This window comes from Litchfieldia alkalitelluris, from assembly GCF_002153425.1.
GTDB classification, from domain to species: domain Bacteria; phylum Bacillota; class Bacilli; order Bacillales; family Salisediminibacteriaceae; genus Evansella; species Evansella alkalicola.
The window spans coordinates 1,416,656-1,429,376 of the sequence record NZ_KZ119600.1 but is presented as its reverse complement, the minus strand read 5'-3'; the positions used below and the strand labels follow the sequence as shown (position 1 = coordinate 1,429,376).

Below are 12,721 nucleotides of genomic sequence, written 5' to 3'. Positions count from 1 at the left end.
CTGAATATTGAGTATTGTTTGAATATTAAGACATATATTATATAATTAACTAGAAATGATGTATTCACATGTAATGGAAGGGGTGACGGGTTATTTCTCTAACATTAACTAATCAAATGTATACGGTCTTTCAGAAGGGATTAAAGACTATGAAGGGCCACGAAAAAGCGATAATAAAAGAGTGGCAGAATATACTATCCCATCTTCAGGAAACAGGTCGAAAGTCAGCTAGAAATGTAGAGGAAACCATGAACTTTTTTTCAGCATTTCTTTTTTCAGATGAAAAGAGTGAGAAAGATATAGGAAACAATATAACCTATTTACAGCAAAAGCCTCAACATAACATTTCTATTCAGACCAATAGATTTGTTATTACCTTATTGGAGAATGCAGCCCACAAAGTTTTACAAGAGCGAGTAGCTCATTATTATCAAAATCATCAAGCTGTACACTATTTGTTTACAAAGCTCAGTGAGGATATTACGGAGTTACCGTATCATCATTTTTTCTCAATTGATTACTTCTTAAGGAACCTTGTAACTTCGAGACAGTTACAAATAGAATGGGGAGCTATCGTCATAAAGCACGAAAAGGAAAAGTATTATTTCGTAGAGAAATGGTTTAATCATACAGATCAAGATTTATTACTAGAAAACGATGTTTTGAAAGCGAATTCAATTTTTGCCTTATCTGAATTAATGCTGCGCCAAATGGAGGATCAAGATAGAAAGATATATACTGTTTTGCCAATACCTTATCAGGATATAACCATTTTAATTTGTGTTACTGATGATGATGCATCTAGAGTAATCCCGTTTGTTACATATGCACTTCAAATTTTTGAGAATGGAAAAGATACACTTACAAAAACAAAAGATGAACAGCATTGGAAGGATTCTGTCATTATGTTTAATGAAACCCTCCTTCATTCCAACAATTATCATGAAGCTATGGAACATATTACAGCCGGTTATGTTAATTATCTTCCCTTTGAAAGATGCGCCCTCTTTTCATACTCCATGAGTGAAGAGATGGGAGTGGGGCTGTTTGGACACAGATTTGATAACCAAGCTGTTCAAAGTATTTCAGAAGAAATTAGTAATTTACCAATCATCGCTAACAACTTAAATATTTTAAGACTTTTCAAGAAAAGCTTAAATTATATACAGCCATTCTATATTGAGGACGCAAATTTAAGTTTTCCTAAGCAATATATTGAACAATTCCAACTGCGTTCCCTAGTAGTAGCCCCTATTTACACATCAGTAAATAATAGATTATTAGGGGCAGCCATCCTAGATCAAGGACCCGATAAGTATTTTAAAGTAACTCAGGAAACCTTTACTGCCCTAACAAAATTCGGGAAATCTGCTGGTGAATTATTAGCAAAGTTTCATAAAAAGGAGCAAAATAATAGTTATGAAAAGCAATCCTTCCATCTCTCTCGACGGGAAATTGAAGTGCTTAAACTAATGGCCGAGGGTGCGTCTACGACTGAAGCTGCACATGAACTTAGCTTGAGCGAGTATACAGTCAGAGATTATATTTCAACAGTCATGCAAAAGATGGAAGCCAGAAATCGAACAGAAGCAGTCGCAAGGGCAATACGTCAGGGAATAATTTAACAGGATAGGGTTCTCGCGTCTATAATTTCGAGAACCCTATCTTATTTGTTTATAAATACTGTCTTGGTGTGCCATGGTATAGCACTTGATTATACTGAGGAAATATAGATTCATAGTGAATGAAAATCGGGGCGTCCAACAAGAAAGGAAAATAATTGTATAATTTTCGGTCTCCAACTACAATCCCTTTGATGGCCGTCTCCATTTCCTTTCGGAAGATTTGAAATCTGTATCTAGATTTTTTTTCATCATTTTCCCCAATGTCAACAAGGACTTTTCCTACTAATTGATAAGTTCCAATTGCATCTCTTCGCCATTCTGCCAGCACCTCATCACGCATCGTAATATCGATTGCCTTATCGTTGTAAAGTAATCCAATATCTAAAAACAATTCTCCAGTATCATCAGAATGAGTGAGGGTGTACTTTCTAGCTACAATCGGTTGGAAAAATGTAGCTGGCGGTTGGACAGTTACTGATAGCTTGGAAGGATGAAAAGTAGACATGATTACCTCCATTTCACTTTAATAAAGGCTCTGTTAATGACTAGTGTTTATTTTAGATACCTAAGTTGTTTGTAGCCAAAATCAACATCAAAATTTACAGAGCCCTATCAAAAAATAAATCTCCTCACTTCTATTATATTGCTTGAAAATACATTGATCTTAACCCTATTTAATTTATAGAGAACTCACCAATCACCACATAAACAGATCCCCTAGAGGTTACCCTATTAACATTACAAATGATGGATAAGCGAGTGATTCGTTTGGATACAGTCATTTACTTTATATTAACTATTATTTATGCACTCTTACTAATTTATGGAATAATCTCTGCCGCTAGGAATCCCTGGGCTATTTGTTCTATTTTCTTGTTAATTGTCACTGCAGCTTTGTTTTATGACAATGGTATCTTGGCTATTGGCCGTTATATTGGTGAAAGTGAACTATTGGAGTTACTCAATGCCGCACGATTTTGGTTGCACGCCCTTTTTACTCCATTACTCATTCCCTTTACTTGGCAAACCTTAAGAGATGCTGATGTGAGCTGGGTAACCAAGCCATTAGTAAAATACGGCGTTTTCATCGTTACAGGAGCAATTATTGTCATCGAAGTAATACCCTTGTTTCGACTCTCTTTGAAACCGATTTGGCAGCAAGGCGTATTAAGTTACACTCGTGTAGGTGGTTCAGGTGGCGGACTCATGATTTTAGGAGTTACAGTAGCTATTCTCATTGCCTCGATCATCCTTTGGCGAAAAACAGGGTGGAAATGGTTGTTCATTGGGCTCGTCCTTATGGGGGTTGTCGGTGGACTCACTATTCCTTTCGATAGTAAAGCAATAGGAAACGTGTCCGAATTAGTGTTGATTCTAGCACTGTTTGCCACACAAAAACGCAGGGGCGGTTCTCACGTTTACAAAACGTGAGAACCGCCCCTTAGTTTAACCTAGTTTACAATGTCCACGATTTCCCAATCGTATAACTCTCTTATCCGTTTAATTGCCCGATTTGTATGGTAATCTTGATAATCAAAAGGAATGGTAATGGACGTATCATCGTTCGAAAAGGTATAGGATATGACCCCAAGAGAGCCTTCCTCCACCAATCTCGTTACTTCATGAACATCGTTCCACGCAATGCTCTTCTCCGTGAAGGTCCAGAAGGAATTCGCATGTGCCCCTTCCTCATCAAGATACGCATAGTGATAGATAGACAGAATCAGCAACCCGATAGCAAAAACAAAGTTAATAATATGTATCCAAGTTAGTTTATACTCCCTACCTTTTTTTTCAATATGCATTTTAGTAAACAAAAAAGAAAACACAATAAGAGCTATCCAAATCATCCCTATAAAGAAGGCGAGGTATGCTTCTGTTGGACGAATAAAAGACCAGTGATCAGGTGAATAGAAAAGCAAGTCCTGAACCAACATAATCGCCGCAAATGGCATGAAAAAAGCTGAAATGAGTAATATAAGTCCACTCGTCATGAGATATGGAAATAACGTATCGGAATCGATATTCTTAAGTGTTTGCATATGAACTCCTACCTTTTAACATGTTCTTACAATTTACGTAGCGAGGAGTGATTAGGTTTCATTTTTCCTCCTGTTGTAATACCAAGAATAAAACTGTTTAGCCATTCCTACAGGAACATCTTCAACCCCATTCATATGGATGGGATTCCCACGATTCATAGTTCCTATCGAAGCCAGCCCAAATTTTTTCTGCAATATTCTTCGAGAAACAGATACTTCAACGATTTTTTCCCGCCTAGACACAAAAAGTGAGGTGGTTAAGCTGCCACTTTGAAACTGAACGAAACTTCCGTGCAAAGTATAGCGAGTATGATAAAAGTTCAATAACCTCAGGAATACAATATAAAGAAATAGGCTCAACGACAACAACCACCATGCTATCTCCAGTCCAAAAATAGTTGGTTGAACAAAATATAAGATTCCAGTCGCAATCGCCCAAACCCAATACGGCTTCACTAAACGAATCAGCAAGGAAACACGTGGTAATTTATCCATTTTTTCCAAAACTTCATATTCAGGTAGAATCTCAGATACTATTTGATACGCCCTTTTCACAGGCAAAAATGGGTAGAGCGAGTTAACTTCTGCATCTTCTGTTCCTAAACTTATTTCCCCAGCGCTTATCAACTTCACTTCCGCCAATCCTAATATTCGTTTTAATAGCGTCTGCTTCATTTCAATAGCCTGTACACGCTCCTTTACGATGGTAAAGGTGGTTTCACTCATAACACCTTTTTTAATATATATCCGGTCATCGTCTGAGGAAATTTCATACTTTCCATATTTGATAAATGTAAAGATCATTCCCATACCTATCGATAACATAAGTAAAACTACGATTCCAAGCACACTCAACAAGACAGATCCTGTGAAAAACCCTAGCAATCCCTTTGTCCTCTCTTCCAATTGTAGTATGTCATTTGTATTGGAGTATATTGTCATTACAACAGGGAAAATAATGAGAAAACTAAGTGACGTGAACGCTGCTTTCACAGTGTCCCTCTTCGTCGGGGTATAGTGGATATGTCTTTCCTTGTTTTTTCCTAACGTATGATCTTGATCTTGTTGTTCCTTTTCTTCTCCTCCTATTACGGTACGTGAAAAATCAAAACCATCTACTTCTCGCTCAGATTCTACGAGTCTCTCCATTTCCGCCGCTTCCTCCAAGGAAACTGCTTTAAACTCAACAGTTGATTCTTCTCCTGTGATTCCTGTTTCAAAACGGAGTGATGTCACCCTAAACAGACGGTGTATTACACCAGTCTTTCGATTCATGTTCTCTATTTTATAAAAAGGAATCGATCGTTTAGATTTCACAAAAATACCTTTTGATACGTGGAAAGCATTAGTATCGACGCGATAGGTATATGTAAACCATTTCAACAAGATATACGGTATAGAGAGTACTAACAGAATCCAAAATGCATATTTCCCTACCATAAGAAGCACCGAATCAGAGCCCCTATTTAATAAAAACAAGAATACGATTGGAAATAACATCCCCTTAATAAAACTAAGGAAATCAATGAGTATTATTACTGGATGATATCGCTTCTCTGTATCCATTAATCTTCTTCCTCCACATTCGCATAATGAGCGATTAGGTTACGGAGGTCCTGTGCTACCGACTTCGACAAAGCTGGAATAGAATGTTGAGAACCCATTGTTTGCACGGATAAAGAACAGAGTCCATACTTCCTTAAGATTGGTCCTTGTTTCGTTGATACTGCTTGAATTTTTGTCATCGGAATGAGTTGATACTCATCAACAAGGGCACCTGACTTTAGCTGCAAAAATTCGTCATCCACCGAATATCGCCAATGTTTATATTTCAAATAAGCACTGATGTATGCCCAAATCGAAAAAACAACGGAAACGATTAACCCACTTAATAAAAACCAATTTATCCAATTGGCCCACGCGAAAACATGATTTAATAAAAACAATATACCTAAGATTGCAAACCATATAATGTTTCCAATCGTCTCACTAATCATCCAAACCTTTACTGAATCTTTTGCCAAACGTAGTTCTGGTTCCTTTACTGAAATCATTGAATCCACCTACAATCTATGAAAATATGATATTGGAATCGTTCTGTAAAAACATGTTCGTAGTGCTTTCACATTATTACTATATAAACAGGTTATCTTCTTCGCTTTTCATGAAGGACCTTCAATTCCCCCTCAATTTCAGTTAATCGCTTTTCGAGTGGAGCTAAGTTTCCATTAATAGATTCTAGCTTTTCCAAGTTGTTTTGAAGCTGTATGTATTCATCCTTTAATTCCACAATCGCTTCTTCAATCTGATTTTTATCCATTCGTCTCACCCTTCTTGATTATATTTAACTAATTTTTCCCGAAAAAAATGGTGCCTGTTCTAGTAACAAAATTTAGTTCTGGAACTTGCCCGGGAAATTATCCTGACCCACATTCTTAACCAACTCGAAGTAAAACAATCCCAACAAAAACACATACTAACGTTGCTACTTGCAAGCCCGTTAGTTTTTCCTTTAAGTAAAGAATTGATAACAATGCCACCACTAAACTGTTCGTGGCAAAAATGGGCGAAATGATACTTGCAGGTCCTGTTTGTAGTGCCACGGCATATAACTGCATACCTCCATAAGAAAACAGCCCCGTGATCAATCCAAAAACTACTGCCTTCACTTGCTTGGACTGCGGCACCTTCTTTTTCCCCCGATCTAAAATATAAGCGTAAATAGACCACACTGTTCCCACGAAATAGCCGACCATCAAAATCGTGGTGTTTGGCAAGGCCATTTCCTCTGTAACCTTCAATCCCCCGTTGCGCAAGAAGAATAAAACGGTCGCTGCTAAAGCATACACATACCAAATTCGATTTGGGATACTCAGTTTTTCCTTTGGATCAAGGGGGAGAATCGTGATAGCTGCAATAATCAAGAGAATCCCAGTATATTCAAATACACCAAGTCGCTCGCCGTAAAGAAACACGGACATGAGCACGATCAATAGGATGTTGGTATTAACAATTGGTGAAGTGAGACTTACTGGTCCGTGCTCCAGTGCTTTCATAAATAATAGATTTCCAAACGTGGAACCTATTCCCACAACGACCCCACTGAGGATAACAGCGGTGGTGAGAAAGAGGACACCCTCCCAATACGCAGTGACAACAAAAGCCAATGTACCGCTTCCATAGACCCCAACGAAGAATGGGAGCAATGGCCAGTCTTTAAATGAATTTATTTTGAAAAAAAATGTAGAAAATCCAAATACAATTGCACTTGCAACCGCGAGTAAAAACCATGTGGACATCATTATAACCTTCTTTTTTTGTGAAAAATTAGTTTATTGTAATGTTCATTATAGAAAATAAGCGCAGCAATAGAAAGAATGTTGACTTAGGACACTGCACGTCGTCCCCTAATAATATAGTAGTCTATCAAATCTGAAATGCATGTTTGTGGCAAACCCTATTAACAAAAATACGATAGTAAAACTCATATATAAAAGTTTATTTGGTTGCAGCTGTTTGTAAAATAAGAGATTTGGAAAAATAAGAAGGGGAAAATAAAAAAGACAAGCCGCAACCGTCATCAGTAAAGAGCCTATAAAAAAATTAGGTTCAAGATGAGGGTCTATTCCCCACCCGAAAAGATAGTTTAATGCGTAAAGTACCGACATGTAGCCAGTTATACTTGGAAAATAAAAAAGTATCCCTAATACAAAATTAACAAATGCAATGAGTGGCCAATAGAACTGTTTCAACTAACCCCACCTCTTTTTTACGATAAATTGATTAAATATATTACTCTTTCGAAAAATCAATCTTTAGTGTCTCTTCTATATACCATTCGTCCTCATCACTTTTCCTCATGACATCTATTAGTACGAGTTCATCGTGTACCCATTCAACCTTAAAATTGTCCAGAGTGTAGAAATCACTTGGAATGTGTTCCACAAAACTTTCGAGGTTACTACCAATATCACCGTAATAAATCCTTAGTACGCTGAAGTTTCTGAATCCTGTTTCTCTAAACTCAATTATATTTTGATGATTCGGTGATTCTTCTCTCATAAAGGGAAAGAAGGAAGGTTCTACTTCACCTACTTGAAAAATTGGGGAGGTTCCGCTGTTGAAATGGATAACAATTGGGAGAAGTTCGCTAGTATCTATGTAAATATTAGCTTTGCCGTCAGTTTCCCAACTAACCTGAATGTCTCTTTCAGTAATTTGCTTTCCTCTATAGTCAAAACGAAGGTCGAAATGTGACCACTTATGTTTTAATCTTATTTGATGCCCTCTAAAATCTGCTGGTTTTCCTATCTCAACAATCTCTATCGTATTAGAATTGTTTGGTGAATCACTAATTAATAAGGCGTTCTCTTTATAATACACACTATAAATAAAGGTACCCACTATAAATAAAATCACGCCTAATGAAAGCATCCCTGCTACAGTTACCCCATTTAAGCTATTGTTTTTATTTCCAAAGGTTTCTTGAGTTTCTTTATCCATATAGCCCTCCACGTGGAAACGCCGTCTCGGGGAACAGACCTCCCCCCTTGTCTCACATTTTAGCCGTTCCATCACTATACTTATTATAATCCAAGTTTAACCAATTGCGATATAATAAATAGTTGTATTAGTAATGGCCCTTTTTATAATTGGAAGTACTTCACCCCGTTCCTAAATACCTCTGTAGTATAGGTCTAAGCTGTCTGACACATAAAAAATCGTGCTACTTCTCTACTTTTAATTAGTGATATAATAGAACCACTTACAGTACTCCAAAATAATTTAACGATAAGAAGGAATGAACATGAGAAACATTGTCCTATGCCTCCTATTACTCTTGAACGTTGTTGTTCTTGAATTATTTCATTCAAAGGTCGAGATTGCTGCTGATATAAGTATTACCCAGTATGACAATCATTCCTATGAATCTGGACTGCTTCCTTTTTCAAACACTGATAAAACGAATAAATTCAACTCAGAATTTTTCTATTATACACCTGAATATGAACTAACTTTTACAGACTACATTGAATCTTTCGTTGCGACTGTTAAAATCAATGCATTGTTAATGACGATTAAATACGGAAGTACACTTATTTCTCCTCTCACCCATTAATTATTGACTGAAAGGAGGAGAAATAGTGAAAGAAGTATTGCAAGAACTAAAAAAGAATGAAGCAATTAGAGGATTACTCATAGGATTATGCTTGATGATTATCGCTTTCCTGTTTATACATTACGGTTTAGGAATTAAAGCGTTTGAGTAAGCAGATTACTAATAATAACAGAGGGCGTCCAAAAGTAATATCATAATCTAACGTATAAAAAGCACAGACTCTATAATATAAGTCTGTGCTTTTTGTTAATATACTTGATTATACCTGGGGGGAATTTATTTCAAATTTTGGAGAACCATGTTATCTATATTACTTCTATTTTCATATATCCAGAGAAACATTTCCTTATTAATTTGATATAAATCCTTATGATTAATGAAATAGGACATGAAAATAGTTTGAATACACAACATCACATACCAGATAGAATTCCTTTCACTAATTGATAATGGGTTATGTAAGTGATATTCCGTTACTAAATCCCCAACGAACCTAACCCAACTTGACCTTAAATTCTCCTCTAGGAACACTTCACTCAACACACTGGTCGAGCAATAACAAATATCAAATAACTTAACATTTACCTCTGATATATCGAAATCAATTACACCGACTAACAAGCCATCTTTAAAGACTATATTATGCATATGGCTATCCCTATGAATTAGTTGTTTATTTAGAGATTGAACTACCTCATTTATATCTTCTCTCAACAAGTGAAAGATTTTTATGAGCTTTTTACAATTATCAACTTTTACAATATTATTTATTGCATGTCCGTAAACCATATGGTATAAGTCTTTTTGTGGAAAATCATCAGCAAATTTAATAGAGGCCATTGCTTTATTTTGTTCAGCAATCGTTTTTCCGAGAAGTTTAGGAATCATGGGATATTGCAGAGCCTCCCTAGCACTAGCCGTTTCACCATAAAGATAATTGTATATACAATAAATTTCATTACCATAATAAACAAATAAACTATCAAATTTATTGTACACTAGTTTTTGCGTTAACAATCTATTGTCTTTAAGATGATCTAGAAGTTTCGCTTCCCTTTTAAGTTGTCCTAAACTTTCCTTCTTCTTCAGAATATACTTTTCATCATTCATAGAAACAATAAGAGTTGCCCGATCCGACAATCTTTTAGCTTCTTTAACTTCAATTCCCCAATTAGAAGAAATATCCCTAATATTTACGAGTTCCAATAAAAGTTCCTCCAACTCAAAACAGATTAAAGGCATTCCACAACGGAACACCTTTGCATCATTTATTTTCCCTTAGATAACTTTTCCACTAATCTTCTAAAAGTTCGTTTTCCTTGTTCATCCCTTTTATAAACTCCTGCGTGCTCTAATATCTGCACAAATACAAGACTCACTTCATCCTTCAATTTCCCAAGACACTCATCCGCTTCCCACTCTTTATTTGGGAGTACTTTCTTTGCCCAACTATAATGTTTTGAAATTGTTGGATTTTCTAGAATCTCTACCTCTGACCGAGAGCTACTAATAGCATTAGCCAGCTCAACTAACTCTTTTTTCAGCCTCCCTGGTAAAACGGCAAGTCCCATCACCTCAATTAAGCCGATATTCTCCTTCTTGATGTGATGAACCCCCTCATGGGGATGAAAAATGCCAAAAGGGTACTTTTCGTTTGTGCGGTTGTTTCTTAAAACAAGATCCAGTTCAAACATCCCATCATTCATTCGTGCAATTGGGGTGACCGTATTATGAGGAGTATCCTCAGTGAAAGCAAGAATATCTACCTCTTCATCTGAATAAGTTGCCCATACGGAACGAATATACTCCGCCGCTTCTACCATATCCTCCACCCCTTTACCTTGAAGACGGATAACAGACATCGGCCATTTTACAATCCCTGCTTTCACTTCTGGAAAACCTTGCATTGAAAATGGCGTTTCGACTTTCGCAGTAGCCATCGGAAAAACATAGTTCCCACCTTGGAAATGGTCATGGCTTAAGATAGAGCCCCCAACTATCGGTAGGTCAGCATTTGATCCTAGGAAATAGTGAGGGAACTGCTCCACAAACTGTAGCAGCCTTTCGAATGTTCTCTTACTAATTTTCATCGGCTCATGTTCGTCCTTGAATACAATGGCATGCTCGTTATAGTAAACATAAGGGGAAAACTGAAAATGCCAACGTTCGTCCCCTAGTTGTATAGGAATGGTACGTAAGTTTTGCCGTGCAGGATGATTTACACGTCCAGAGTATCCTACATTTTCTTTACAAAGAACACATTTCGGGTATGATGTTGCTTTCGCTTTTTTCGCCGCTTCAATCTCTTTTGGATCCTTCTCTGGCTTAGATAGATTAATCGTAACTTCAAGTGGCCCGTACGCAGTTTCTGTAAACCAGCTTTCATTTTTCGCAATCCGATCAGTTCGAATATAGTGAGCGTCTTGACTAAATTGATAGAACTCCTTCGTGGCAGTTTCCATTCCATATTCCCTTGCTTGCTCCTTAAATTCCTTGTATATATCTGAAGGACGTCCCAAAAGACATCCCATCACAGCTGTATCAAAGAGATCCCGCTCTGTAACTGTATTTTCCTTTAGCCGTCCGTTAGCAACAGCCCAATCAAGAATTGCTTCTAGAATAGGGACAGGGGATTCCAGATTTCCTTCCACTTGTACCATCTGTTCAGGTTCAGGTTTATTTTCCAAAACAGACTTATATTCTGCGCTAGACGCGAGCTCAATACCTTCTAGTTGAAGTACTTCAAACACCCTGTTTCTTACATAGCCACGATCCATCTCTTCAAAAAAATTTTTCTCCAGACCGTACTTTAATAGCTGTTCAATGGATTGATAGATTGACATGTCCTAGCACTTCCTTTGCAATTATTTTTTCGTTCATGACTTCAAACATTCATCCTCATATCCATTCGGTCTTTTTACATGCCATCTCCAAGCGCTTTCAATGATTTGTTCTAGTGCAGGATTATTCGGTTTCCAACCAAGTTCTTGTACCGCTTTTTCAGATGAAGCCACAAGGACAGCAGGATCTCCAGCACGTCGTGGTGCTACGTCATCAGGAATGTCATGTCCAGTAACCATTCTAGCCGTCTCTACCACTTCTTTTACACTAAATCCATTCCCGTTCCCAAGATTATAAATGTTACTCCCAGAACCCTCACGTAGTTTTTCCAGCGCCAGTAAATGGGCATCAATCAAGTCATTTACATGAATATAATCACGAATACACGTGCCATCTTGTGTAGGGTAGTCATCACCAAAAATCATGATTTTTTCCCGCTGTCCCAAGGCCACTTGTAAAACGAGAGGAATCAAATGTGTTTCAGGTTTATGATCTTCCCCTATATGCCCCGTTGGATGGGCACCTGCCACATTAAAATAGCGTAAAGAAATCGACCGGATACCGTAGGCTTCATCACACCACTTCAGCATTCTTTCGATAGCTAGTTTCGTCTCCCCATAAGGGTTTGTCGGAACAGTTGGGGCTGCTTCAACGATTGGAATCCTTGCTGGTTCACCATACGTTGCTGCAGTGGAGGAAAATACGATTCGTTTAACACGATATTTTTCCATCGTTTCTAAAAGACACAACGTTCCGTATACATTGTTATTGTAATATTGTAAAGGTTCTTCAACACTGACACCAACAAGGGACTCAGCAGCAAAATGAATAACGGAATCTATCTTATTTTCTTGGAAAACTAGATCCAGAAAATTTTTATCTCTTATATTGCCTTGATAAAATTTAGCTCCTTTTGAAACAGCTGAGATATGACCTGTTTGCAGATTGTCAACAACCACGACATCTTCTCCTCTTTGGAGCAATTCATAAACAGCATGACTCCCGATATAACCTGCTCCACCACAAACCAATACAGACATTTCACCAGCCCCTCCTTATTAAAAATCTATCTTAAAATGTCTTACAGGGTACAA

At 37.3% G+C, this 12,721-nt stretch carries 14 protein-coding genes; 4 read left to right on the top strand and 10 right to left on the bottom strand.

Features of this window, described 5'->3' with window-relative positions:
• The first annotated feature begins 149 nt into the window (after window positions 1-149).
• Entirely contained in the window at window positions 150-1,625 is a 1,476-nt protein-coding gene (locus BW724_RS06685) for a response regulator transcription factor (protein WP_176371328.1), read from the top strand.
• 49 nt (window positions 1,626-1,674) lie between these two features.
• Here BW724_RS06685 and BW724_RS06680 read toward each other — a convergent pair whose 3' ends face one another.
• The gene (locus BW724_RS06680) at window positions 1,675-2,130 is read right to left on the bottom strand and encodes a staygreen family protein (RefSeq protein WP_088074490.1); all 456 of its coding nucleotides are present in this window, start codon (window positions 2,128-2,130) and stop codon (window positions 1,675-1,677) included.
• A gap of 263 nt (window positions 2,131-2,393) precedes the next feature.
• Between BW724_RS06680 and BW724_RS06675 the strand changes: the two genes are divergently transcribed.
• Window positions 2,394-3,056, top strand: coding sequence for a hypothetical protein (locus BW724_RS06675; protein ID WP_176371327.1), 663 nt, complete (start codon window positions 2,394-2,396; stop codon window positions 3,054-3,056).
• Window positions 3,057-3,076: 20 nt separating this feature from the next.
• Here BW724_RS06675 and BW724_RS06670 read toward each other — a convergent pair whose 3' ends face one another.
• From BW724_RS06670 to BW724_RS06645, 6 genes are all read right to left on the bottom strand, one after another.
• Window positions 3,077-3,667, bottom strand: coding sequence for a hypothetical protein (locus tag BW724_RS06670; RefSeq protein WP_088074488.1), 591 nt, complete (start codon window positions 3,665-3,667; stop codon window positions 3,077-3,079).
• 51 nt (window positions 3,668-3,718) lie between these two features.
• Window positions 3,719-5,233: a PH domain-containing protein gene (locus tag BW724_RS06665; RefSeq protein WP_088074487.1), complete on the bottom strand. Its 1,515-nt coding sequence runs from the start codon at window positions 5,231-5,233 to the stop codon at window positions 3,719-3,721.
• Window positions 5,233-5,721, bottom strand: coding sequence for a PH domain-containing protein (locus BW724_RS06660; RefSeq protein ID WP_088074486.1), 489 nt, complete (start codon window positions 5,719-5,721; stop codon window positions 5,233-5,235). The genes BW724_RS06665 and BW724_RS06660 overlap by 1 nt, the downstream gene beginning before the upstream one ends.
• Window positions 5,722-5,813: 92 nt before the next feature.
• Window positions 5,814-5,987, bottom strand: a complete 174-nt coding sequence (locus BW724_RS23535; RefSeq protein WP_176371326.1) for an SE1832 family protein — start codon at window positions 5,985-5,987, stop codon at window positions 5,814-5,816.
• A gap of 115 nt (window positions 5,988-6,102) precedes the next feature.
• On the bottom strand, window positions 6,103-6,966 hold the full coding sequence (locus BW724_RS06655) for a DMT family transporter (RefSeq protein ID WP_176371325.1): 864 nt from the start codon (window positions 6,964-6,966) through the stop codon (window positions 6,103-6,105).
• A gap of 493 nt (window positions 6,967-7,459) precedes the next feature.
• Window positions 7,460-8,170, bottom strand: a complete 711-nt coding sequence (locus BW724_RS06645) for a hypothetical protein (protein WP_088074483.1) — start codon at window positions 8,168-8,170, stop codon at window positions 7,460-7,462.
• 304 nt (window positions 8,171-8,474) lie between these two features.
• Between BW724_RS06645 and BW724_RS06640 the strand changes: the two genes are divergently transcribed.
• Both BW724_RS06640 and BW724_RS24255 read left to right on the top strand, forming a co-directional pair.
• Complete coding sequence (locus tag BW724_RS06640; RefSeq protein WP_088074482.1) at window positions 8,475-8,786, top strand: hypothetical protein; 312 nt, start codon at window positions 8,475-8,477, stop codon at window positions 8,784-8,786.
• Window positions 8,787-8,811: 25 nt separating this feature from the next.
• Window positions 8,812-8,937, top strand: a complete 126-nt coding sequence (locus BW724_RS24255; RefSeq protein ID WP_268876143.1) for a hypothetical protein — start codon at window positions 8,812-8,814, stop codon at window positions 8,935-8,937.
• Window positions 8,938-9,062: 125 nt separating this feature from the next.
• On the opposite strand, the gene BW724_RS06635 is transcribed toward BW724_RS24255, so the two are convergent.
• From BW724_RS06635 to galE, 3 genes are all read right to left on the bottom strand, one after another.
• Window positions 9,063-9,992, bottom strand: a complete 930-nt coding sequence (locus BW724_RS06635; protein WP_176371324.1) for a phosphotransferase enzyme family protein — start codon at window positions 9,990-9,992, stop codon at window positions 9,063-9,065.
• A 62-nt stretch (window positions 9,993-10,054) separates the two neighbouring features.
• Window positions 10,055-11,629 (bottom strand): UDP-glucose--hexose-1-phosphate uridylyltransferase, encoded by a 1,575-nt coding sequence (gene galT, locus BW724_RS06630; RefSeq protein WP_088074480.1) that lies wholly within the window; start codon window positions 11,627-11,629, stop codon window positions 10,055-10,057.
• A gap of 33 nt (window positions 11,630-11,662) precedes the next feature.
• A complete protein-coding gene (galE, locus tag BW724_RS06625) occupies window positions 11,663-12,667 on the bottom strand; it encodes a UDP-glucose 4-epimerase GalE (protein WP_088074479.1) in 1,005 nt (334 codons plus the stop codon).
• Between the last annotated feature and the right edge of the window lie 54 nt (window positions 12,668-12,721).